The organism is Martinezella sp. CNPSo 3795, from assembly GCF_057784475.1.
Genome location: NZ_JBXSOQ010000009.1, coordinates 97901 through 119636, shown reverse-complemented (window position 1 = coordinate 119636; position 21736 = coordinate 97901). Strand labels below are relative to the sequence as shown.

The following is a 21736-nucleotide window of genomic DNA, read 5'->3' as shown; positions in this document are numbered from 1 at the left end:
AACTAGCCTTTGGTAGAGATCTTAAACTGTTCTAATGCAGCTATGCCGGGTTCGTCTATCGGGATCAACCCGGCAGGCGCGATTTCAGTCGGCGAAACCCTGCATTTCAGCGCATAGACCTCGACGCCACGCTTCAAAGCGCGATCATAGGCCGTGGCGTAGAACGGATCGAGATCGCCGCAGATGCGGAAGCGATGGCAATCGTTGCGCTGGATCACGAACAGCATGATGGCGCGATAGCCGGCCTCGGCCATATCGCCGAGTTCTTCCAGATGCTTGGCGCCGCGCGCCGTCGCCGTATCTGGGAATTCCGCAAGACCTGGCCGTCGCATGAAATGGACGTTTTTCACCTCGACATAGGTGGTTGTCCGCAAAGGGTCGGTCAAGAGCAGGTCGATACGCGAGTTGCGGCCGTAATTCTGCTCGCGCTTGATCATTGTATACTCACCGAGATCGGAGATTTGCCCAAGCGCGATCGCTTCCGCTGCAATGCGGTTCGGCATGGCGGTGTTGACACCGACGGTCGTGCGGTCTGCCTCGATCAATTCGAAGACATGGCGGTATTTTCGCTTCGCGCCCTCATGCTCTGAGAGCCATATGCGCGAGCCAGGTGTCGTAAGGCCGAGCATCGAGCCAGTATTGGGGCAGGAGCCGGTGACGAATGTCCCGTCTTCCAGCTCGGCATCGAAGAGGAAGCGCTTGTAGCGGGAAATCAGGCGGGCAGGGAGGAGAGGCGAAGGAAATTGCATAATCGGGTGACTTATGCCCGTTCCAGGACATAGCTGCCGGGTGCCTCTTCCAGCGCATTGAGGGCCTTGCCGCCGGGTTTGCGCGCAGCCGTCATGCGATGGTCTTGCGCGAGGATCCAGGCATGCCAATGCGGCCACCAGGAGCCAGGTGTCTCCTTTGCCCCGGCGAGCCAATCCTCATAGTCACCGCCGGTCGGGCCGCCGGTCCAGAACTGATATTTATGCTTGTCGGGCGGGTTGACGACTCCGGCAATGTGACCGGAGCCGGTCACCACGAATTCCACCGGACCGCCGAAATACTGGCTGCCGACGAAGACGGATTTGGCCGGCGCGATATGATCCTCCCGCGTCGCCAGATTGTAGACGGGGATGCGTACGTCCTTCAGCGACAATGTCTTGCCGTCGAGCACCATTTTGCCCTGGCTCAAGGCGTTGTTGAGGTAGCAGTTGCGCAGGTAGAACGAATGATTGGCCGCGGCCATGCGGGTCGAATCGGCATTCCAGAACAGGAGGTCGAAGGGTAGGGGTTCCTGCCCCTTCAGGTAATTATTGACGAAATAGGGCCAGATCAGTTCGGAGGCGCGCAGCATGTTGAAGGCCGTCGCCATCTTCGAACCTTCGAGATAGCCGAGCACGTTCATCTGCTCTTCGAGTGCTGCAATCTGCTCTTCGTCGACGAAAACCTTCAGGTCGCCGGCAAAGGTGAAATCGACCTGCGTCGTCAGGAAGGTTACCGTTCGGATACGCTTGTTCTTTTCCTTGGCGTGGAGGGCGAGCGTCGCCGCCAGCAGCGTGCCGCCGACGCAATATCCAACAGCATTGACTTCCTGTTCGCCCGTCGCCTTTTCGATGGTTTCGAGTGCGAAATCGATGCCTTCGCGGGCATAAGAGGTCCAATCCTTCGCCGCATGCCGATGATCGGGATTGACCCACGAAATCACGAAGACGGTGTGACCCTGCTCCACGCACCATTTGATGAAGGATTTCTGCGGGTTGAGATCGAGAATGTAGAATTTGTTGATCCAGGGCGGGCAGATCAGCAGCGGCCGCTTCAGCACCTTGTCTGTCGCCGGCTCATATTGGATCACCTGGCAGACATCGCTTTGCGCGATCACCTTGCCTGGCGTCAGCGCCATGTCGCGGCCGATGGCGAATTTCGTCATGTCGGTTTGACGCAGGCGCAACTCGCCATGGCCAAGGCTGATGTCCTCGGCCAGCATCTTCATGCCGCGCACCAGGTTCTCGGCATTGGAGGCGATAGTCTCGCGATAGACCTGCGGGTTGGTCGCGACAAAATTGGTTGGCGAAAAGGCGGCGGTGATCTGCTTCGTGTAGAATGCCGCTTTGTGGCGGGTGTGTTCATCCAGCCCTTCCGCGTCGCCGACCAGTTTTTCCGCCCAGTTCGACGTCAGAAGATAGGTCTGCTTCAAGAAATCGAAGAAGGGGTTCTTCTGCCAATCCTCGTCTGCGAAGCGCTTGTCCTTCACCGGTTCGGCTTCAGCCTCGGCGGACGAATCGCCGCTAAGGCGCTGCATGGTCTTCGTCCACAGACCAAAATAGCCGGAAAGCAGGTGAGTCTGCGCTTCCAGTGTCCGGCGGGGATCGGAAAGCCAGTATTCGCCGACTTTAGACAGCGTCTTGACCATGTCGGTGAAAGGATCGGCAACCGTATCGACCTTCTCACCGCGCTCGCGCGGTGCAAGCCAGGCCGAGGCTGCCTTGCCGAGATTTTCCAGCGCACGGGCAAAGTTGACGGCCATCGCTTCGGGATCCCTGACGATGTAAGGCTCGACTGACTTTGGATCAAAGCCGGGAAAGCCGCCATTACCTTCATTCTTGTCCCGCTTGCTGTCGGTCACGCATCATCCTCCCGGCGGCAGCTCGTGTCTTGTTTTCCATTTGTACATCTTGCGGGAAAAGGAATACAAGTCGAATGAAACGCAACCCTGCTCTTGCTTTGCTGCTGCGACAAATTTAACAGTCGCAACCCACAGCAAGGAATAGCGCAGGAAGACAATTATGGGCGGCGGCATGGTGGCAAGACTGAACCGGTATTCCGTACTCTGCAGTGCAATGTGCGGAATTCTCGCATTGACGCTCGCGGGCTGCTCGACACCCGAGGAAAAGGCGGCCTTCGCCAAGCGCAAGCAGCCGCCTCAGGCTGTCATCGTAAAACCCGCCAAGGGCACGCCGGTCGTGGAAACCAGCACGCAGCAATTTTACAAGGACGGCTATCCTTCCTTCAACGCGCCGCCGACCGCTGCAAACGTCCAAATCAATGATCAGCAGGCTGGCGATCTGGTCAAGCAGCTGACGGCACTCGGATCGCAGCGCAAAGCCGGCACGATCTCCGAGGCCGAATATCAGAGGCGTGTTGCCGAGATGCGCAAGCTCGCTGCCGAACATGGCCAGGATACGCTGCAGGAAATTCAGAAAGAGGGCAGCGCCCAGCCGGCCCCAACGCAGAATTAGCCTTGCGTTTCAGGCGATTTGGACGCAAAGCGTTCGGATAGGCCGAAATTGGATGTATCTGACCGGCGGATTGCATTTTGCGTGCATAAGCGCCCAAGATTCACCTTATCTTTCGAGATAGCATGAATACGGCGCCGCGAGTCCCAAGTTCGTATCGCGGCTGGCCGGGAGATCAACGAACTTCAGTGCGGTTTTGAGGGCCGCTGTCCCATGGGGAAAGAAATGGAAGAGTTTCATAAAGTCCGGCGTTTGCCGCCCTACGTTTTCGAACAGGTCAATCGTTTGAAAGCGAGCGCGCGAGCGGGCGGGGCGGACATTATCGACCTCGGCATGGGCAATCCAGATCTTCCGACCCCAAAGGCGATCGTCGACAAGCTGTGCGAAGTGGTTCAGGATCCGCGCACGCATCGCTATTCCTCCTCCAAGGGCATTCCGGGCCTTCGCCGCGCGCAGGCGGCCTATTACGCCCGCCGTTTCGGTGTGAAGCTCAATCCCGATACGCAGGTGGTTGCCACCCTCGGTTCGAAGGAAGGCTTCGCCAATATGGCGCAGGCGATCACGGCGCCGGGCGATGTGATCCTCTGCCCGAACCCGACCTATCCGATCCACGCCTTCGGCTTCCTGATGGCAGGCGGCGTCATCCGCTCGATTCCGGTCGAGCCGGATGACAGCTTCTTCCCGCCGCTGGAACGAGCCGTGCGCCACTCGATCCCGAAGCCGCTCGCGCTCATCCTGAACTATCCGTCGAACCCGACGGCCTATGTCGCGACGCTGGATTTCTATAAGGAAGTCGTCGCCTTCGCGAAGAAGCACGACATCATCGTGCTTTCGGATCTGGCCTATTCGGAAATCTACTTCGACGACGCGCCGCCGCCGTCGGTGCTGGAGGTTCCGGGCGCAATCGATGTGACGGTCGAGTTTACTTCGATGTCGAAGACCTTCTCCATGCCAGGCTGGCGCATGGGCTTTGCCGTCGGCAACGAGCGGCTGATTGCAGCGCTGACGCGCGTGAAGTCTTACCTCGATTACGGTGCCTTCACGCCGATCCAGGTGGCGGCAACTCACGCGCTGAACGGCGACGGTTCCGACATCGCCGAAGTGCGCAACATCTACAAGCGTCGCCGCGACGTTCTGGTCGACAGCTTCGGCAAAGCCGGCTTCGACGTGCCGCCGCCGGCCGCGACCATGTTCGCCTGGGCGAAGATCCCGGAAAAATTCCGTCATCTCGGCTCGCTTGAGTTCTCCAAGCTTTTGGTTGAGAAGGCTGACATCGCCGTTGCTCCGGGCATCGGTTTCGGCGAGCAGGGCGACGATTATGTCCGCATCGCGCTCGTTGAAAACGAACACCGCATCCGCCAGGCGGCGCGCAATCTGAAGCGCTTCCTCTCCACCGCGGATGAGACGATGCATAATGTTATTTCGCTGAACGCTCATCGTTCATAATATCGCGCGGCAGCCGTTCCCGCGGCTGCCGTCCCAAATACTGATCAGGAATTTTCCATGGCAGATGCCCTCAAAATCGGCATTGCGGGCTTAGGTACCGTTGGTGCCTCGCTCGTCCGCATCATTCAGAGCCGCGCTAACGAGCTTGCCGTTACCTGTGGTCGTCCCGTCAAGATCGTCGCCGTCACAGCGCGCGATCGCACGCGGGATCGCGGCATCGATCTGACGGGCATCGAATGGTTCGGCGGTCCTGTCGATCTAGCGCAGAAGGCCGATATCGACGTCTTCGTCGAGCTGATCGGCGGTTCCGAAGGCGCGGCCAACGCAGCGGTGCGCGCAGCGCTTGCCCGCGGCCTGCACGTCGTCACCGCCAATAAGGCGCTGCTCGCCTATCACGGTGTCGAGCTCGCACAAATCGCCGAAGAAAAGGGCGTCCTGCTCAACTTCGAAGCGGCCGTTGCCGGCGGCATTCCGGTCATCAAGGCCCTGCGCGAATCTCTGACGGGCAATACGATTTCTCGCGTCTATGGCATCATGAACGGCACCTGCAACTACATCCTGACCCGGATGGAGAAGGAAGGCCTGTCTTTCGCCGATTGCCTCAAGGAAGCACAGCGTCTCGGCTATGCCGAGGCCGACCCGGCCTTCGATATTGAAGGCAATGACACGGCGCACAAGCTTGCCATCCTGACGACGCTCGCCTTTGGCAACCGCATCGCGGCCGACGACATCTATCTCGAAGGGATCACCAACGTCTCCATCGAGGATATACGCGCTGCTGCCGATCTCGGATACCGCATCAAGCTGCTCGGTGTCGCCCAGCGCACCGAAAGCGGCATCGAACAGCGAGTGCACCCAACCATGGTGCCGCTCGATTCGGTCATCGCCCAGGTCGATGGCGTCACCAATGCCGTGGCGATCGAATCCGATATTCTCGGCGAATTGCTGATGGTCGGCCCCGGAGCCGGCGGCAACGCGACGGCTTCCTCTGTGCTCGGAGATATCGCCGATATCGCCAAGAGCCGCCCGGGCGAGCAGCGCGTGCCGGTGCTCGGTCATCCGGCCAAGGCGCTGGAGCCCTACCGCAAAGCGCAGATGCAGAGCCACGAAGGTGGCTATTTCATCCGCCTCACGGTTCTCGACCGCACCGGCGTTTTTGCGAGTGTCGCGACCCGCATGGCGGAAAACCACATTTCGCTCGAATCGATCGTCCAGCGTTCCAAGCAGCATCTGGCACCCTCCGACCACCAGACGATCATCCTCGTCACCCATGCGACGACGGAAGATTCGGTGCGCAAGGCGGTTGCGGCAATCAAGAACGAAGGCTATCTCGTCGGCGAACCGCAGGTCATCCGCATCGAGCGGCCGAAAGAATAGTCTGACCAGCGACGGCGTGCATCAAAGGGATGCCGCTCTTAAATTCCGGGAGAGATGGTGGAGCAACCGGTCGATCCAGTTCAGCGGGCATTTCTAGGTGTCGAGCGCTCGGTATCCGGCAATCGCTGGATATCCAGGCTCGATCAGGCCGGCCAGAACAGGGCGCTCGCCATTGCGCAGACCCATGGCCTGCCGGAGCTGATTGCCCGCGTGCTTGCCGGGCGCGGCGTCGGGCAGGACGAAGCCATGGCTTTCCTCGACCCGACGATCCGCGGCCTGATGCCGGACCCGCATCTGCTGACCGATTGCGAAAAGGCCGCACAGCGCCTCCTGCACGCCATCAGGAAGGGCGAGACAGTCGCGATCTTCGGCGACTATGACGTCGACGGCGCGGCCTCCTCGGCGCTGCTCTATCGCTTTCTCACCCATTTCGGCGTTCCGGCCAGCATCTATATTCCCGATCGCATCTTCGAGGGCTATGGCCCCAATCCCACAGCCATCAATCAGCTTATCGACAATGGCGCGACGCTGATCGTGACCGTCGATTGCGGTTCCACCAGCTTCGAATCGCTTGAAGCGGCGAGGGCGCGCAATATCGACGTCGTCGTCATCGATCACCACCAGGTGGCGCACGAGCTGCCGCATTGTCATGCCTTGGTCAATCCGAACCGTGAGGATGATCTTTCGGGGCAGGGCCACCTCTGTGCCGCTGGTGTGGTCTTCATGGTTCTGGTCGCGGCGCTGCGTCTCCTTCGCGAGGCCGGCGATTCCCGCGTGCGTTCCATCGACCTGCTTGCCTGGCTCGATATCGTTGCGCTCGCGACCGTTTGCGATGTCGTGCCGCTGAAGGGCCTCAACCGCGCCTATGTGGTTAAGGGGCTTATTGCCGCCCGCCACCAGGGCAATCTCGGGCTTGCTGCCCTCTTTCGCAAGGCCGGCCTTAACGGTCCTGTCACGCCCTATCATTTCGGCTTCCTAATTGGTCCGCGCATCAATGCCGGTGGCCGCATCGGCGATGCGGCCCTTGGCGCACGCCTGCTGACGCTGGACGACGGCGGCGAAGCGGAAGCCATCGCCGCGAAGCTCGATGAGCTCAATCGCGAGAGACAGGCCATGGAGGCCGCCATGCTGCAGGAGGCCGAGGCCGAGGCCCTGGCGGAGTACGGCAATGGCGACGGCGCCTCCGTCATCGTCACGGCGCGCGAGAACTGGCATCCGGGAATCGTCGGCCTCATTGCATCGCGTCTCAAGGACAAGTTCCGCCGACCAGCCTTCGCCATTGCCTTCGATCCGATGGGCAAGGGCACCGGCTCCGGCCGCTCGATCAACGGTTTCGACATGGGTCGCATGGTACGCGCGGCCGTCGATGCTGGCTTGCTCGTCAAGGGCGGCGGCCATGCCATGGCCGCCGGCCTGACGGTGGAGAGAAGCAACCTCGGAAAGCTGCGGGCTTTCTTCACGGAGAAGGCGGAGAAGCAGGTAGCCGGGCTCGTTGCCAACGAAACCTTGAAGATCGACGGCGCGCTCGGCGCAAGCGGCGCGACCGTGGAGCTGATCGACAGGCTCGAGACGGCCGGTCCCTATGGTTCGGGCCATCCACAGCCCGTCTTCGCGCTTCCGAGCCACCGCCTGCGCGATTCCCGCCTTGTCGGCCAGTCGCACATCAAGATCACGCTGGAGGCGCAGGACGGCGGCCGGGTGGATGGCATTGCCTTCCGCGCGGCGGAGACGCCTTTGGGCGCGCTGCTGATGTCGTCGCGCGGGGCGCAGATCCATGTCGCCGGCACGCTTGGCGCCGATCACTGGCAGGGCAGCCGGCGCGTGCAGCTGCGGGTTACAGACGCGGCGAAAGCTCCGTAACGCAGATTACGCCCGATACGCGTCTGCATAACAGTGTTTAGCGAGCCAAAACATCAATTTAAGGGGAAGGGGCAGTGGCACGCCCTAGGGGAGTCGAACCCCTCTTTACAGAATGAAAATCTGTCGTCCTAACCGATAGACGAAGGGCGCGTGCTGTGGCGCCCTTATAGTCAGCACCTTTCATTCCCGCAAGCGGAAAAACGAGAAAAATCGCAGAAAAATCGATGATTAAGCAAAGATTTTTCGAGGTGCTTGTGGAAAACTTCGGGACACGCTTTTGGTACGCCCTAGGGGAGTCGAACCCCTCTTTACAGAATGAGAATCTGTCGTCCTAACCGATAGACGAAGGGCGCATGCTGCGCGGTGTAAATAGGAATAGCCTATTGCGTCCGCAAGCGGTAGCTTAAATGAATTGTAGTGGAAGAAAGAACAACAGTGGCACGCCCTAGGGGAGTCGAACCCCTCTTTACAGAATGAAAATCTGTCGTCCTAACCGATAGACGAAGGGCGCGTTCAGCTGTTGTGTGGCGCGCTTATAGCGGGGCGATTTCATTCCCGCAAGCGGCAATTTTGCTTTTTTGTGGAAAAAATGACAAATGGGTGAAACCGCCGCCGGTGCTGAATAAGTGAGACTTAACAGGCTCTTGCTGGCGATATCGAAGATTCTCTGGAAACGCGGGCGTTTTTATTGCCCATTTGCACCCGGCACGGGCTGCACCAGCAGCTTGTCGTTCTGCGGCTGGTTCTTCGATGCGATGAACTGCGCCAGAGCGGCGGCCTGTCTGCCGTTCAATTCGTGGACATTCGGATTCGGCGTTGCCGCAACACCCGACGCGGTCACCTGGGCAATCGGCTGCGGCGAACCCGAAGCCGGCGAGGTTGCATTGCGAATGACGGGTGGTGGCAGCATGTCGGCCGATGTGCGGCCGTTCGGCACGGCGGCGGTGTCCATCGTTTGCGGTGCCGTCGTCTGCATAGTCGCTGGTGGCGCGCTGTAAACGCTGCGCATCATCGGCGTGATCGCCTGGCCGCCATCAGCTTGGGTTTTGGCAAGCGTCCCGTCCGGATTGACGGCGATCGGCGGCGGAGCGGAGAAGATGCTGCTTCTGTTCGCATTGACGGCCGTCGGCTGCGTGACCAGGCCGCCGATGCCGGTCTGCCCGTCCGCGGTCGGGGCTGCCGTAGGCGCAGGATAGAGTGCCTGGTTCTGCTGGGCGACGATCTGCTGACGTGTGCCATTGACGCTGTGGACCATCGGATCACGATAGGCGACATCGGCTTTGCGGCGCCGGGCATCGGCCTTGCTGTTCATATCGGCTGCCAGCTGTTCTGCCACGGTCAATGGCACGACAGGGGCAGCCTGCGAGGTCTCGATCGGCTTTTTGGCCGTGGTCGTGCAGCCCGCAATCATCACAAATGAGGCAAGAACGGCAATTGTGCTTGCTAGCTTCTTCCTGCCGTATAAAATCTCTTGATCGCACATAGGACGTTCCCTGCAAAAAAGGCTTGCATCGGAACGGCCTCCTGCGAGGGACGACGATACCGCGCGCCGACTGGGAACGATGACCGCGATATCCGATGCATGATGCTTCGAGTCGTCCAAGCATGCCGGAGGATGGGCATGGGCGGCAAGCGCGAAACGGATGGCTCCGCGCGTGCCGTAAGCCTCGCGAAAGCTTGGCTCCTACCAGGAGCCGGTGTTGGCCATGGAAGCCCAGGGCTCGGCCGAAGAAAGATTGGCGCCCTTCTGCAGGATTTCGATGGAGATGCCGTCCGGAGAACGCACGAAAGCCATGTGACCATCGCGGGGCGGGCGGTTGATCGTGATGTCGTTGTCCATCAGCTTTTGGCAGGTCGCATAGATATCGTCGACCTCATAGGCGAGGTGGCCGAAATTGCGTCCTCCGCTATATTCTTCCGGGTCCCAGTTGTAGGTCAGCTCCAGGCTGGGGGCACCGTTGCTGCGGGACGATTCGGCATCCTCGTCGGCCGCCAGGAAAACGAGCGTATAGCGGCCTTTTTCGTTTTCGTAGCGACGGGTTTCGGTAAGCCCGAATAGGGTGCTATAAAAATGCAACGAGGCGTCGAGATCGGTGACACGGACCATCGTATGGAGATAACGCATTCTATTTCCTCTCTTAATGTTGAGCTGGGCGGATCTTTGGTCGGGGCACCAGCTTCGCGCAAGTCATTGGAGCAATAATCTTAGGGTGGGAATAAACGAAAACTAGGACTTGCGCTTTTCCGTTACCAAGATGTTAATCTTGATATCAGGGAATCAGTTAACCGTAACAGTGTGACGCGTAATCGAGGGCTGGCTAGGATGGGTGACAGAATTTCATCGAAGGGAGTTGTCGACTTCGAGGAGATGTCGGGCGATACCGTCGAGCTCATCGAAATCTCAGGCGTCGTCAAGTGGTTCGATGTCGCCAAGGGCTTCGGTTTTATCGTGCCTGACAATGGCATGCAGGACGTATTGCTGCATGTGACGTGTCTGCGCCGTGACGGTTATCAGACGATTCTCGAAGGAACCCGCATCGTCGCGCTGATCCAGCGCCGGGAGCGCGGCTACCAGGCTTTCAAGATCCTCTCCATGGATCAATCGACGGCCGTGCATCCCTCGCAGATGCCGCCCGTGCGCACGCATGTGCAGGTGACTGCGACGAGCGGCCTGGAGCGCGCGCTGGTCAAGTGGTTCAACCGCACCAAGGGCTTCGGCTTCCTGACACGTGGAGAAGGCACCGAGGATATCTTCGTGCATATGGAAACGCTGCGTCGCTTCGGTCTGGCCGAGCTGCGGCCGGGGCAGGTGGTGCTCGTCCGCTTCGGGCCTGGCGAAAAGGGCCTGATGGCAGCGGAAATTCACCCGGATGCGCCGAGCCCAGCGACACGGCCGCACTGATATGAACAAAGCCGGATTTCTTGAAATTTTGAAAAGCGCCATTTTGGCGCTTTTTCTCGTTGGGGCCATCGCCCCATCGTCTTTCGCGGCACAGACCGCAGGGCAACAGTCGATGGCTTTCGATTCCGAACCGCTTTCGATCGCATCGTCCAAAGGCCAGACGCATAAATTCACCGTGGAACTGGCTTTGACGCCGGCACAGCTCGAATTCGGCCTTATGTACCGCGACAAGATGCCCGCCGATCATGGCATGCTGTTTGACTTCGGCACGACACGGCCCGTCATGATGTGGATGAAGAACACCGAGCTGCCGCTCGACATGCTCTTTCTGGATCAGAAGGGTGTCGTTACCCATATTCAGGAAAACGCCGTGCCCTATTCCGAAGCGATCATCAGCTCCGGCGGGCCGGTTGCCTATGTCATCGAGCTGAACGCCGGTATTGTTCGCAAACTCGGCCTTGCCGTCGGCGATACGGTGACGAGCGCCACCATTTCGGCAAAGCTCGGCAAGTAAATTTTCATCGGGGAAGATGTGCTAAGCAGGATTTTATCTGTTGCAGCGGGCAGATGAACCGTGTATCTCCCCACTCGTTCCGCAGGACTAAGCGTTCGGCGGTACGCAAAATCAGCTCATGACCGCATTTTGGTCATGCTGACGGGTACGGAGTGTAGCGCAGTCTGGTAGCGCATCTGGTTTGGGACCAGAGGGTCGGGAGTTCGAATCTCTCCACTCCGACCATTTAAAATCCCCTCATTGATGTCGTTGAATTCGTCCTGGTGGCGGCTGCCTTTTTGCTTGAAAACAAAGGGATTCGCAGCTAAGCAAAAGTCGTGTTCGCGCGGCCCGCAGAGGATCGCGTCGCGGCAAGAGAAGCAAGTAAGCGGATCATTCCCGCTTGATTCGGAGGCGCTGCAGCAATGCCTGCCAAGATTTATCGTCCTGCAAAAACCGCCATGCAATCCGGCAAGGCCAAAACCAATATCTGGGTTCTGGAGTTCGATCAGGAAATGCCGCGCAAGATCGATCCGATCATGGGCTATACCTCGTCGGGCGATATGCGCCAGCAGCTCAAGCTGACCTTTGAGACGCAGGAACAGGCGGAAGATTACGCCAAGCGCAACGGCATCGACTACCGCGTCATCCCGCCGAAGGATCCCATCCGGCAGACGGTATCCTATTCCGACAACTTCCGCTTCAACCGCATCCAGCCCTGGACGCACTGAAACCAGGCACTTATTGAACGCCGGCCATTGAGTTTGGCGGCGGTTTCAGGCATGTGTTGCCCGCCGCGCAAAGCGCGGCAAGGCTCATGGCCCCTTAGCTCAGCTGGATAGAGCACTTGCCTTCTAAGCATGTGGTCGCAGGTTCGAATCCTGCAGGGGTCGCCATTTTCCCGAGAAGGAGAGATCTGATTTCGCGTGCGCGGCGCCGCTTTCCGTCATGCAGACTTCATTCTGGCTATCAGCATTCAGTTCGCCGCCATCGGCCAGCCGCCGGCAGCTTTTGGCCGCGTAGCGTCGACCGCCATCTGGATAAGGTCGTAGCCGTACATTGCTCCGGCCAACTTGATGACGATGATAGCGACGCTCAGAAGAGCTAATCCGCCGATGATCCTGTCGCTTTTTTTCACGGCCCGCTTCCCCGACGTCTCGTGAATTCCGCATTATTCGCGGTGATAAAGAATATATCTCGTTTTTTGCGAAGCGCTATAGGGCTTGCTAACGCTGCCAAAATTGTCAGGCAGCAATCAGGAGGAGACGGCCTGCGAGATCCGCGTCCTGACGCCGATTACGACTGCTGAACCCGGCCGCACATAAAAAACCCGCCGGCAGCGATGCAGCGGCGGGTCTTGTTCATTCAATCGATCCGTATCAGTGCAGGATCTGGCTGAGGAACAGCTTCGTGCGCTCATGCTGCGGATTGTCGAAGAATTCCTTCGGCGAATTCTGTTCGACGATCTGGCCCTGGTCCATGAAGATCACGCGGTTGGCGACCTGACGGGCAAAGCCCATTTCGTGGGTCACGCACAGCATGGTCATGCCTTCTTCAGCAAGGCCCACCATGGTGTCGAGCACTTCCTTGATCATTTCCGGATCGAGCGCTGAGGTTGGCTCGTCGAACAGCATGATCTTCGGGTTCATGCAGAGCGAGCGGGCGATTGCCACACGCTGCTGCTGACCGCCGGAAAGCTGGCCGGGATATTTCTTGGCCTGTTCGGGGATCTTGACGCGCTTGAGGAAGTGCATGGCGATCTCTTCCGCCTGCTTCTTCGGCATCTTGCGCACCCAGATCGGCGCCAGCGTGCAGTTTTCCAGAATGGTCAGGTGCGGGAAGAGGTTGAAGTGCTGGAACACCATGCCGACTTCGCGGCGCACCTCGTCGATCTTCTTCAGATCGTTGGTGAGTTCGACCCCGTCGACGATGATCTGGCCCTTCTGGTGTTCTTCCAGGCGGTTGATGCAGCGGATCATCGTCGATTTGCCCGAGCCGGATGGGCCGGCAATGACGATGCGCTCGCCGCGCATGACCTTCAGGTTGATATCGCGCAGCACATGGAAATCGCCATACCACTTGTTCATGTTGATCATGTCGACCGCGACCTCGGTCTCGGAGACGGTCATTTTCTTCGATTGGGCTTCAGCCATTTTGTAATTTCCCTCAATTTTATCGCTTGTGGCCGGTGTCGAGATGGCGTTCCACGAAACCTGAATAGCGCGACATGCCAAAGCAGAACAGCCAAAAAACGAATCCAGCGAATACAAGACCCGTTACGGGGGTCACCGCCGTCGCCCAAGAGGCATCCGAAAAGTTCTGACGAACGATACCGAGCAAGTCGAACATGCCGATGATCGCAACCAGCGACGTGTCCTTGAACATGCCGATATAGGTGTTGACGATGCCGGGAATGACCAGCTTGATCGCTTGCGGCAGAATGATCAGCCGCATCTTCTGCCAGTAGCCGAGGCCGAGCGAATCGGCGCCCTCGAACTGGCCCTTCGGTATCGCCTGCAGACCGCCGCGGATGACTTCGGCCATATAGGCCGAGGTGAAGATCGCGACACCGACCACGGCACGCAAAAGCTTATCGACAGTCCAGCCCTGCGGCATGAACAGCGGCAGCATATAGCTCGCCATGAACAGCACGGTGATCAACGGTACGCCGCGGATGATTTCGATGAAAGTCACACACAGCATGCGAAGGATGGGCAGTTTCGACCGGCGTCCCAGCGCAAGCACGATGCCGAACGGGAATGAGACTGCGATGGCGACGAAAGCGATCACCAGCGTTACCAGCAGGCCCCCCCATCGTTCCGTTTCCACCGTCTCAAGGCCGAAGCCTCCGTGGAGCAGGAAGAACGAAACAACTGGCAGCACGAAGAATGCCAGGATTGCGTTCAATCCCTTCCGGGGAACCGACGGTATCAGCAACGGAACGAAGCTGGCGATCATCAGGATGCAGACGAGGATCGGCCGCCAGCGCTCGTCCGGCGGATAAAGGCCGAACATGAAGATGGCGAATTTTGCGCGGACAAAGGCCCAGCACGCGGCGTTCCAGCCATCCGGCTGCGTTCCGCCCTGAACAGTGGTAGCGCAGAAGGTGCGGTCGGTCCCGCTCCAGACCGCATTTAGGAATAGCCAATTGATCAGGTGCGGGATCACCCAGGCAAGGAAGGTGATGGCAAGCACGGTGAGGACAATGTCCTTGGGCGTGGCAAACAGGTTCTTTTTCAACCAGTGCCACGCGCCTCTTTCACTGGCGGGTGCCGGCTGCGCTGTGAGAAGCGCCTTACTGACGAAGTGTTGATCTACGCTGGACATTCTATCTCTCCACCAGAGCCATCTTGGCGTTGAACCAGTTCATGAACAGCGATGTCACGATGCTCAAGGCGAGATAGATGATCATCCAGATGATGACGACTTCGACGGCTCGGCCGGACTGATTGAGGATCACGCCGCCGACGGCGACGAGATCGGCATAGCCGATGGCGATGGCAAGCGACGAGTTCTTGATCAGATTGAGATATTGGCTCGTCAGCGGCGGAATGATGATGCGCATGGCCTGCGGTATGACGATCAGCCGGTTGATGGCCGACGCCCGAAGGCCAAGTGCGCCCGCTGCTTCCGATTGACCCTTTGGCACGCCACGAATACCGGCGCGTACGATCTCGGCAATGTAGGATGCGGTATAAAGGGATAGTGCAAGCAGAAGCGCAAGGAACTCCGGACTTATGACCGTGCCACCCGTCAGGTTGAATTTGCCGGCAATGGGATAGTCGAAGGAAAGCGGCATGCCCGTTACCAGGAAGACCAGCAACGGCAGGCCGATCAGGATGCCGATCGACACCCAGATCGTATGGAATTGCTGACCGGTTGCCGCCTGACGCCTGTGCGCCCAGCGCGCCACGAAAAATACGACGGCTATGGCGATGAGAAAGGCAATGCCGACGGCCCACATGCCCGCGCCGAAGATCGGGCTCGGAAAGGCGAGGCCGCGATTGCTGAGATAGCTGAAGAATGGCAGGTGCACGGCATCGCGCGCCTGCGGCAGCAGCACCAGAACGCCGCTATACCAGAAGAAGATGACGAGCAGAGGCGGGATGTTCCGGAAGATCTCGACATAGGCCTGGGAAAGTTTCGCAATCAGCCAATTATGCGAAAGCCTGCCGATGCCAATGAGGAAGCCAACGATAGTCGCCGCGACGATGCCGACCACCGAAATCAGGAGTGTGTTCAGTACGCCGACGAGAAGGGCAGTCGCATTGGTCGAATCGCTGGAGTAGGGAATCAGCGCTTGCCCCAGGTTAAAGCCAGCGCGTCCTTCGAGAAAGCCGAAGCCGAACGAGCGGTTCAATGCGCGCAGATTGTCGATGGTGTTCGTGACAACAAACCAGCAAAGTCCCGCGAGAATGATGATCGTGAGCGCCTGATAGAAGGCACCCCGAACTTTGGGGTCGTATAGCGCCGCCGATAGTGCCGAGCGCCCGCCTTCAGGCGAGTTTACAGTAATTGCCATATAGAATTTTTCCCCAATGTGCCTGTTTCAGGCTTGTTTTCTTGAGGGGAGAGAGGCGAAGCCGCCTCTCTCTTAAAGCTAGGCTCTTTGCGGCTTAGCGCACCGGCGGTGCGTACTGAATGCCGCCCTTGCTCCACAGAGCGTTGAGACCACGAGCGATCTTCAGCGGGCTGCCTGCGCCGATGTTGCGGTCGAAGACTTCGCCGTAATTGCCGACGCCCTTGATGATGTTATAGGCCCAGTCGTTGGTCAGGCCGAGGTCGGTGCCGATCGTCGAGCCCTGTTCTACGCCGAGGAAGCGCTTGATGTCCGGATTGGCCGAGCTCTTCATCTCGTCGACGTTCTTCTGGGTGATACCGAATTCTTCGGCGTTCACCAGCGCATAGGCCGTCCAGCTGACGATGTTGAACCACTGATCGTCACCCTGGCGAACGGCCGGGCCGAGCGGCTCCTTGGAGATGATTTCGGGCAGAACGACGTTATCGTCCGGGTTCTTCAGCGTCAGGCGCAGAGCGTAGAGACCCGACTGGTCGGTGGTGTAGACATCGCAACGGCCGGAATCATAGGCCGTATTGACTTCTTCGAGCTTGTCGAAGACGACCGGGTTGTATTGCAGGTTGTTGGTCTTGAAGTAGTCGGCAAGGTTCAGCTCGGTCGTCGTGCCGGACTGAACGCAAACTGCCGCGCCGGAAAGTTCGAGTGCCGATTTTACGTTCAGCTCCTTGCGAACCATGAAGCCCTGGCCGTCATAATAGGTGACCGGACGGAATTTTAGGCCGAGCGCGGTGTCGCGGTTGATGGTCCAGGTGGTGTTACGGGAAAGTACGTCGATTTCGCCGGACTGCAGCGCGGTGAAGCGGTCCTTGGCGCTGAGAGGCGTGTACTTCACCTTGGTCGGATCGCCGAAGACAGCGGAAGCGACAGCCTTGCAGAAGTCGATGTCAAAACCGGCCCAGTTACCGGATGCGTCCGGCTGTGCAAAGCCGAGAAGGCCGGTATTCACGCCGCACTGGACGAAGCCCTTGGCCTTTACGTCGCTCAGCGTCGAAGCCGAAGCGCCGGACGCGGTGTAAGCCAAGGCTGCGACTCCGAGGAATGCGGAGAGAGCAATCTTTTTCATTTTCCCTACCTTTGTCTATTTGTTTTATAGTTAAACTGTATCGCGTCCGAAGCAGGTTCCTGGAGAACCGTGTTCCTTCCCTTTCTCGGTGCGAGTGCCGCTATCACAGTCGCAAATGGTGTAGCGGTCAAGAGATCGCCCCAATTATTGCGGTTTTATTCGGCATTTTTGCTTTTCGGGGACGAAAAATGGGCATTTGGCGCCAAAATGAGCGGCATTTTGCCAAAAATCTGCGCGAAAATGCGGTTTTGGTCGCTATTTTTGTTATTTTAGCCTTCTAATAATGTGTGGCGTTGGAATGATCGGGGTTGACCCCACTGGACTTGGTCGCCACAAATCCAGCTTCCAACAGCGCCAAAGGCATATCCTGACATGAAAGACAAAGACACAAACCTGCCGAACGCCGGCATCAACACGCGCTTGTCCCATATCGGCAATTCGCCGTTCGACTATCACGGCTTCGTCAATCCACCTGTCGTGCGTGCCTCGACGGTGCTGTTTCCCAATGCGCGCGTTATGGAGACGCATGACCAGAAATATACCTACGGCACGCGCGGCACGCCGACGACGGATGCGCTATGCGAAGCAATGAACGCGCTGGAAGGTTCGGCGGGAACGATCATCGTGCCGTCCGGGCTTGCTGCGGTCACCGTGCCGCTTCTTGCCTACCTCTCCGCTGGTGATCACGCACTGATCGTTGATTCGGTCTACGGTCCCACGCGCTTCTTCTGCGATACCATGCTGAAGCGCCTCGGCGTCGAGGTCGATTATTACGATCCGTCGATTGGCGCCGATATCGAGCGGTTGATGAAGCCGAACACCAAGCTGGTCCATACGGAATCGCCGGGTTCAAACACCTTCGAAGTGCAGGATATCCCCGCAATTTCGGCGGCGGCTCATCGTCACGGCTGCGTCGTGACCATGGACAATACCTGGGCAACGCCGCTCTATTTCAAGCCGCTCGACCATGGCGTCGACGTTTCCATCCATGCCGTGACGAAATACCCCGCCGGCCACTCCGACATTTTGATGGGCACGGTTTCCGCCAACGAGACGCATTGGAAGCGGTTGCTGGACGCTCACGGTCAGCTCGGCCTTTGTGGGGCGCCCGACGACGCCTATCAGGTGCTGCGCGGCCTGCGTACCATGGGCGTACGCCTGGATCGCCATCAGGAAAGCGCGCTTGCGATCGCCCGGTGGCTCGAGGGCAGGGAGGAGGTCGCGCGAGTCTTGCATCCGGCCTTGCCGAGCTTCCCCAGCCACGAACTCTGGAAGCGCGACTTCAAGGGTGCGAGCGGGATTTTCTCCTTCGTTCTGGCCGTCGACGATCCTCAGAAATTCAAGGCGAAGGCGCATGCCTTCCTCGATGCCTTGCGGATTTTCGCTCTGGGCTATTCCTGGGGCGGTTTCGAAAGTCTGGCCCTGCACGTCAACCTCAACGACCGGCGCGTCACCAAGGTCCCGACGGAAGGGCCGGTCATCCGCCTGCAGGTTGGTCTCGAAGACGTGCCGGATCTCAAGGCGGATATCGAAAAGGGCTTTGTCGCCGCCAAAGAGGTTTGATCAACCGATGGCGCGGTAGCCATAAATCCAGTCCATGTCCGCCGCGAGGCTTTGCGGCGGACGGAGGGAGAGAACGAGGTCGCGCGCGATCCGGATGGGGCCGCGGGCATGATAGGCGAACTGATTGAAGGCGGCGCGTTGCCTCAGGCGCGCAATTCGTGGTGCCCGATGCTTTTCATAGAGTTCGAAGGCTTCCGCCGGCGAGCGCGCAGAAAGCAGCCCGCCAAGCTCGAAGGCATCCTCGATCGCCATGGCTGCGCCTTGCGCCGCAAACGGCATCATCGCATGCGCAGCGTCTCCGATCAGGATCGTATCGCGGCCATTATGCCACCGACCGTCCTTCATCTCGTAGAGCGGCCAGAAGCTTGTCTGCTCCTGTGCCTCCAGCATTTGCAGGATCGCACTGTTCCAGCCGGAAAAGCCGCGCAGCATCTGCTCGCGTTGCGCCTTGCTGCCGGTCGCACCCCAATCGCGGCTGGTGCTGCTGCCGGAGACGATGGCGACGATATTGAAGGCGGCATTTTCCAGGATGGGATAGCAGACGAGGTGGCTGGAAGGACCGAGGAATGCCGTGACGTTCGCCTTGTCCAGCAGGGCCGGAGCCGCCGCCTGCGGAATGGAGAAGCGCCAGGCAATATTCCCGGAGAAGAGCGGCGAGGGCGCACTGGGCACCATCGCATGCACTTTCGACCATACGCCGTCTGCGCCGATGACGAGATCGTATCTCCTTCCGGCGCGCTCTTCCAGTGTCTGCTTGTCCTTGATATCGATGTGCCGGCCGAGGTGCAGCCGGCATAAATCATTGGCCTTCACCGCATTGAGGAGCGCCTTTTGCAGGGTCGCGCGATGCGCGGCGCCATAGGGGGCACCCCATCGCTCTCGGGCAAATTTCCCACAGGGAATAGAGGCGACCGGCCGCAGCGACGAGCCGGATACGAGTCGGACTTCCTCCGGCTCCAGCCAAACCGGTCTGAGCGCCTCGAGCACGCCGAGCGCATCGAGGACGCGGGAGGCATTCGGCGAAATCTGCAGGCCCGCACCGACTTCGGTCAGCACCTCTGCTTGTTCGAAGATGTCGGAGGCAATCCCGTGTCTCGCCAGCGCCAGAGCCGCAGTCAATCCGGCTATTCCGGCGCCGATGATTGCGGCTGCTTTGATCGGCATTTTCTTATGTCCGATCGGATGCTATGGCGTCAGGCCGCCTTGAAATGGAAGACGCAGCCGGCCGGATTCGTCTGATCCGCCTTCAGCGAAGGATTGTAGCGGAAGAGCGTCGAGCAGTAGGAGCAGACCTTTTCGCTCTCGTCGCCGAGGTCGATGAAGATGTGCGGATGATCATAGGGAACCGAAGCGCCAGTGCACATGAATTCCTTCACGCCGATTTCGATGACGCGATGTCCGCCGTCGTTTTGGAAATGGGGAATATTGTGGCCGGCCATGATGATCTCCGAATGCGTCTTGCCTTAAGCGGCATGATGGTTGCGCCAGACTTGGTCGCCCCTCTTTATAATCCTTCTTCCCGATTGTGTAGTGCGAAAGTCCGGCTTGAGGCAGAGATTTTCGCAGGCATAGGGTTCATTTGATATCGCCGATAAAATATGGTCCGGCGCCAACAGGACCCAGTTTGTGAAGACGACGCCATGAATCTCAATGCTCCCCCGATGTCCTATTTTATCAGAGACGGATTGAAGCTTGCCTTTTTCGATGATGGCGATCCGAGCGGCCCGCCGGTGCTGCTGATTCATGGCTTCGCTTCAACGGCGATTGCCAACTGGGTCAATCCGGGCTGGCTGAAGACGCTCGGCGAGGCAGGCTATCGCGTGATCGCCATCGACAACCGTGGCCACGGCTCGAGCGACAAGCTCTATGATGCCGATGTCTACCATCCGTGGATCATGGCAGAGGATGCCGTCGCCCTTCTCGATCATCTGGGCATCCCCGAGGCGCATGTCATGGGCTATTCCATGGGTGCGCGTGTTTCGACCTTTATGGCGATCGCTCATCCGGATCGCGTCCGCTCGCTGGTTCTCGGCGGTCTCGGCATCGGCATGGTCGAGGGCGTCGGCGATTGGGATCCAATTGCGGATGCACTGGTGGCACCATCGCTCGATGATGTCACCCATGCACGCGGGCGCATGTTCCGCGCCTTTGCCGAACAGACGAAAAGCGATCGGCAGGCGCTGGCCGCCTGCATCCAAGGCTCACGCGATCTGGCGTCAAGGGAGGATGTGGCAAGGATCGAGGCGCCGACTCTGATCGCCGTCGGCACCAAGGACGATATCGCCGGCTCGGGCCAGGAGCTGGCCGCATTGATGCCGAACGCCGAGGCCATCGACATACCGAACCGCGATCACATGCTCGCCGTCGGCGACAAGATCTTCAAAGCGGCGGTTCTCGAATTCTATCAGCGCCTCGGCCAGCGCTAAGTCACTTGCCGGTGAAGTGTGGTTTCCGTCGCTCTGCAAAGGCAACGCGGCCCTCGGCATAATCGGCGCTGTCGAACGTCTCGGCGCCGATCACTTCCGCTTCGCGCAGCAGATCGCCGTTCTGCTCGATGACGGCGCGGATCGCAAGTTTCGAGGCATGCAGCGCGATCGGTGCATTGGCGGCGATGGCATGGGCGAGGGCGGAGACTTCGCCATCGAATGCCTCTGCGTCGATTTCCTCCAGAAGAAAGCCGGCGGCAACCATCTTCTCGCCAGACATGGGTGCGCCGGTAAACAGCGTGACCTTGGCCATCTGCGCTCCGAGCGCGTTGACGATGTCCTGCACGGCGTCGGCGGGATAGGCGATGCCGAGGCGGACGGCGGGGACGCAGAATCGCGCGCCTCGTTCGGCTATGCGAAGATCGCAGGCCGCTGCCAAGCCGAAGCCGCCGCCATAGCAAATGCCGCGGATTGCGGCGATTGTCGGCACGCGGCAGTGACGGATAGCCTCGAAAGCCTGGCTGTTCAGCGCCTCATAGGCGACCGCGGTCTCGGAATTCTTGCGCACGCTGTCGAATTCGCTGATATCGGCGCCGGCTGAAAAATCCGCGCCCGCGCCGTGCAGAACAATGACATGCGCATGGGCTTCATCGGTCAGGATGCGCACGGCTTGCGGGAGGGCACGCCACATGGCAGCCGTCACGGCATTCTTTCTGCCAGGATTGCCGATGGCGATCGTACCGATCGCGTCGCTGCATGTCGCGCGAATGAGACCGCCGGCAAAGTCATGCTCGAAATTCATGCGCGAT

General features: G+C 59.2%; 21 protein-coding genes and 5 tRNA genes. 11 read left to right on the top strand and 15 right to left on the bottom strand.

Annotated features, from left to right (window positions below; translation table 11 throughout):
- Positions 1 to 2 precede the first annotated feature (2 nt).
- Positions 3 to 749 (bottom strand): DNA/RNA nuclease SfsA, encoded by a 747-nt coding sequence (gene sfsA, locus AC13QY_RS23115; protein WP_113352610.1) that lies wholly within the window; start codon positions 747 to 749, stop codon positions 3 to 5.
- 11 nt (positions 750 to 760) lie between these two features.
- A complete protein-coding gene (locus AC13QY_RS23110) occupies positions 761 to 2608 on the bottom strand; it encodes a PHA/PHB synthase family protein (protein ID WP_113352609.1) in 1848 nt (615 codons plus the stop codon).
- A 160-nt stretch (positions 2609 to 2768) separates the two neighbouring features.
- On the opposite strand from AC13QY_RS23110, the gene AC13QY_RS23105 reads away from it, so the two are divergent.
- From AC13QY_RS23105 to recJ, 4 genes are all read left to right on the top strand, one after another.
- Positions 2769 to 3221, top strand: coding sequence for a gas vesicle protein GvpG (locus AC13QY_RS23105; protein ID WP_113352608.1), 453 nt, complete (start codon positions 2769 to 2771; stop codon positions 3219 to 3221).
- A 222-nt stretch (positions 3222 to 3443) separates the two neighbouring features.
- Positions 3444 to 4664, top strand: a complete 1221-nt coding sequence (locus AC13QY_RS23100) for an LL-diaminopimelate aminotransferase (RefSeq protein ID WP_095434780.1) — start codon at positions 3444 to 3446, stop codon at positions 4662 to 4664.
- A 57-nt stretch (positions 4665 to 4721) separates the two neighbouring features.
- Positions 4722 to 6041 carry a homoserine dehydrogenase gene (locus AC13QY_RS23095; RefSeq protein ID WP_113333694.1) on the top strand — a complete coding sequence of 440 codons (1320 nt, stop codon included), beginning with the start codon at positions 4722 to 4724 and terminating at the stop codon, positions 6039 to 6041.
- A gap of 54 nt (positions 6042 to 6095) precedes the next feature.
- Positions 6096 to 7901 (top strand): single-stranded-DNA-specific exonuclease RecJ, encoded by a 1806-nt coding sequence (gene recJ / locus AC13QY_RS23090; protein WP_488493951.1) that lies wholly within the window; start codon positions 6096 to 6098, stop codon positions 7899 to 7901.
- Positions 7902 to 7976: 75 nt separating this feature from the next.
- Here recJ and AC13QY_RS23085 read toward each other — a convergent pair.
- The 5 genes from AC13QY_RS23085 to AC13QY_RS23065 form a co-directional block, all read right to left on the bottom strand.
- A tRNA-Glu gene (locus AC13QY_RS23085) sits at positions 7977 to 8051 on the bottom strand.
- A 128-nt stretch (positions 8052 to 8179) separates the two neighbouring features.
- A tRNA-Glu gene (locus tag AC13QY_RS23080) sits at positions 8180 to 8254 on the bottom strand.
- Positions 8255 to 8337: 83 nt separating this feature from the next.
- Positions 8338 to 8412: transfer RNA gene (locus AC13QY_RS23075), tRNA-Glu, on the bottom strand.
- 174 nt (positions 8413 to 8586) lie between these two features.
- Positions 8587 to 9384: a hypothetical protein gene (locus AC13QY_RS23070; RefSeq protein ID WP_113352607.1), complete on the bottom strand. Its 798-nt coding sequence runs from the start codon at positions 9382 to 9384 to the stop codon at positions 8587 to 8589.
- A gap of 201 nt (positions 9385 to 9585) precedes the next feature.
- On the bottom strand, positions 9586 to 10026 hold the full coding sequence (locus AC13QY_RS23065) for a VOC family protein (protein ID WP_488493950.1): 441 nt from the start codon (positions 10024 to 10026) through the stop codon (positions 9586 to 9588).
- 198 nt (positions 10027 to 10224) lie between these two features.
- Here AC13QY_RS23065 and AC13QY_RS23060 point away from each other — a divergent pair, with 198 nt between their 5' ends.
- From AC13QY_RS23060 to AC13QY_RS23040, 5 genes are all read left to right on the top strand, one after another.
- Positions 10225 to 10803 (top strand): cold-shock protein, encoded by a 579-nt coding sequence (locus tag AC13QY_RS23060; RefSeq protein WP_112721378.1) that lies wholly within the window; start codon positions 10225 to 10227, stop codon positions 10801 to 10803.
- Between the two features lies 1 nt (position 10804).
- On the top strand, positions 10805 to 11317 hold the full coding sequence (locus tag AC13QY_RS23055) for a DUF192 domain-containing protein (RefSeq protein WP_113352606.1): 513 nt from the start codon (positions 10805 to 10807) through the stop codon (positions 11315 to 11317).
- A 148-nt stretch (positions 11318 to 11465) separates the two neighbouring features.
- A tRNA-Pro gene (locus AC13QY_RS23050) sits at positions 11466 to 11542 on the top strand.
- Between the two features lie 179 nt (positions 11543 to 11721).
- Positions 11722 to 12027: an ETC complex I subunit gene (locus AC13QY_RS23045; RefSeq protein WP_069612065.1), complete on the top strand. Its 306-nt coding sequence runs from the start codon at positions 11722 to 11724 to the stop codon at positions 12025 to 12027.
- A gap of 88 nt (positions 12028 to 12115) precedes the next feature.
- Positions 12116 to 12192, top strand: a tRNA-Arg gene (locus AC13QY_RS23040).
- Positions 12193 to 12272: 80 nt separating this feature from the next.
- Here the strand turns inward: AC13QY_RS23040 and AC13QY_RS23035 are convergent.
- The 5 genes from AC13QY_RS23035 to AC13QY_RS23015 all read right to left on the bottom strand — a co-directional run bounded on the left by AC13QY_RS23035 (position 12273) and on the right by AC13QY_RS23015 (position 16938).
- A complete protein-coding gene (locus AC13QY_RS23035) occupies positions 12273 to 12434 on the bottom strand; it encodes a hypothetical protein (RefSeq protein WP_173002538.1) in 162 nt (53 codons plus the stop codon).
- A 241-nt stretch (positions 12435 to 12675) separates the two neighbouring features.
- Positions 12676 to 13449 carry an amino acid ABC transporter ATP-binding protein gene (locus AC13QY_RS23030; RefSeq protein WP_095434785.1) on the bottom strand — a complete coding sequence of 258 codons (774 nt, stop codon included), beginning with the start codon at positions 13447 to 13449 and terminating at the stop codon, positions 12676 to 12678.
- A gap of 19 nt (positions 13450 to 13468) precedes the next feature.
- A complete protein-coding gene (locus tag AC13QY_RS23025) occupies positions 13469 to 14623 on the bottom strand; it encodes an amino acid ABC transporter permease (RefSeq protein ID WP_113333698.1) in 1155 nt (384 codons plus the stop codon).
- 1 nt (position 14624) lies between these two features.
- On the bottom strand, positions 14625 to 15818 hold the full coding sequence (locus AC13QY_RS23020) for an amino acid ABC transporter permease (protein ID WP_069612068.1): 1194 nt from the start codon (positions 15816 to 15818) through the stop codon (positions 14625 to 14627).
- A gap of 94 nt (positions 15819 to 15912) precedes the next feature.
- Positions 15913 to 16938 carry an amino acid ABC transporter substrate-binding protein gene (locus AC13QY_RS23015; RefSeq protein ID WP_112721375.1) on the bottom strand — a complete coding sequence of 342 codons (1026 nt, stop codon included), beginning with the start codon at positions 16936 to 16938 and terminating at the stop codon, positions 15913 to 15915.
- A 372-nt stretch (positions 16939 to 17310) separates the two neighbouring features.
- Between AC13QY_RS23015 and AC13QY_RS23010 the strand changes: the two genes are divergently transcribed.
- Positions 17311 to 18501 (top strand): cystathionine beta-lyase, encoded by a 1191-nt coding sequence (locus AC13QY_RS23010; protein WP_113333700.1) that lies wholly within the window; start codon positions 17311 to 17313, stop codon positions 18499 to 18501.
- Here AC13QY_RS23010 and AC13QY_RS23005 read toward each other — a convergent pair whose 3' ends face one another.
- Both AC13QY_RS23005 and AC13QY_RS23000 read right to left on the bottom strand, forming a co-directional pair.
- The gene (locus tag AC13QY_RS23005) at positions 18502 to 19665 is read right to left on the bottom strand and encodes an FAD-dependent monooxygenase (RefSeq protein WP_113333701.1); all 1164 of its coding nucleotides are present in this window, start codon (positions 19663 to 19665) and stop codon (positions 18502 to 18504) included. It lies immediately after the preceding gene.
- Between the two features lie 29 nt (positions 19666 to 19694).
- Positions 19695 to 19940 (bottom strand): zinc-finger domain-containing protein, encoded by a 246-nt coding sequence (locus AC13QY_RS23000; protein ID WP_069612293.1) that lies wholly within the window; start codon positions 19938 to 19940, stop codon positions 19695 to 19697.
- Between the two features lie 201 nt (positions 19941 to 20141).
- Here AC13QY_RS23000 and AC13QY_RS22995 point away from each other — a divergent pair, with 201 nt between their 5' ends.
- Complete coding sequence (locus AC13QY_RS22995) at positions 20142 to 20927, top strand: alpha/beta fold hydrolase (protein WP_113352603.1); 786 nt, start codon at positions 20142 to 20144, stop codon at positions 20925 to 20927.
- 1 nt (position 20928) lies between these two features.
- Here the strand turns inward: AC13QY_RS22995 and AC13QY_RS22990 are convergent, their stop codons facing one another.
- Positions 20929 to 21729 carry an enoyl-CoA hydratase-related protein gene (locus tag AC13QY_RS22990; protein ID WP_145631286.1) on the bottom strand — a complete coding sequence of 267 codons (801 nt, stop codon included), beginning with the start codon at positions 21727 to 21729 and terminating at the stop codon, positions 20929 to 20931.
- Between the last annotated feature and the right edge of the window lie 7 nt (positions 21730 to 21736).

Coding starts and splice junctions, on each gene's coding strand:
- AC13QY_RS23025 (WP_113333698.1), bottom strand. CDS start 14,623: ATGTCCAGCGTAGATCAACACTTCGTCAGTAAGGCGCTTCTCACAGCG.
- AC13QY_RS23100 (WP_095434780.1), top strand. CDS start 3,444: ATGGAAGAGTTTCATAAAGTCCGGCGTTTGCCGCCCTACGTTTTCGAA.
- AC13QY_RS23055 (WP_113352606.1), top strand. CDS start 10,805: ATGAACAAAGCCGGATTTCTTGAAATTTTGAAAAGCGCCATTTTGGCG.
- AC13QY_RS23070 (WP_113352607.1), bottom strand. CDS start 9,384: ATGTGCGATCAAGAGATTTTATACGGCAGGAAGAAGCTAGCAAGCACA.
- AC13QY_RS23105 (WP_113352608.1), top strand. CDS start 2,769: ATGGGCGGCGGCATGGTGGCAAGACTGAACCGGTATTCCGTACTCTGC.
- sfsA (WP_113352610.1), bottom strand. CDS start 749: ATGCAATTTCCTTCGCCTCTCCTCCCTGCCCGCCTGATTTCCCGCTAC.
- AC13QY_RS23020 (WP_069612068.1), bottom strand. CDS start 15,818: ATGGCAATTACTGTAAACTCGCCTGAAGGCGGGCGCTCGGCACTATCG.
- AC13QY_RS23095 (WP_113333694.1), top strand. CDS start 4,722: ATGGCAGATGCCCTCAAAATCGGCATTGCGGGCTTAGGTACCGTTGGT.
- AC13QY_RS22990 (WP_145631286.1), bottom strand. CDS start 21,729: ATGAATTTCGAGCATGACTTTGCCGGCGGTCTCATTCGCGCGACATGC.
- AC13QY_RS23065 (WP_488493950.1), bottom strand. CDS start 10,026: ATGCGTTATCTCCATACGATGGTCCGTGTCACCGATCTCGACGCCTCG.
- AC13QY_RS23005 (WP_113333701.1), bottom strand. CDS start 19,665: ATGCCGATCAAAGCAGCCGCAATCATCGGCGCCGGAATAGCCGGATTG.
- AC13QY_RS23045 (WP_069612065.1), top strand. CDS start 11,722: ATGCCTGCCAAGATTTATCGTCCTGCAAAAACCGCCATGCAATCCGGC.
- AC13QY_RS23030 (WP_095434785.1), bottom strand. CDS start 13,449: ATGGCTGAAGCCCAATCGAAGAAAATGACCGTCTCCGAGACCGAGGTC.
- AC13QY_RS22995 (WP_113352603.1), top strand. CDS start 20,142: ATGAATCTCAATGCTCCCCCGATGTCCTATTTTATCAGAGACGGATTG.
- recJ (WP_488493951.1), top strand. CDS start 6,096: ATGGTGGAGCAACCGGTCGATCCAGTTCAGCGGGCATTTCTAGGTGTC.
- AC13QY_RS23015 (WP_112721375.1), bottom strand. CDS start 16,938: ATGAAAAAGATTGCTCTCTCCGCATTCCTCGGAGTCGCAGCCTTGGCT.
- AC13QY_RS23010 (WP_113333700.1), top strand. CDS start 17,311: ATGAAAGACAAAGACACAAACCTGCCGAACGCCGGCATCAACACGCGC.
- AC13QY_RS23060 (WP_112721378.1), top strand. CDS start 10,225: ATGGGTGACAGAATTTCATCGAAGGGAGTTGTCGACTTCGAGGAGATG.
- AC13QY_RS23000 (WP_069612293.1), bottom strand. CDS start 19,940: ATGGCCGGCCACAATATTCCCCATTTCCAAAACGACGGCGGACATCGC.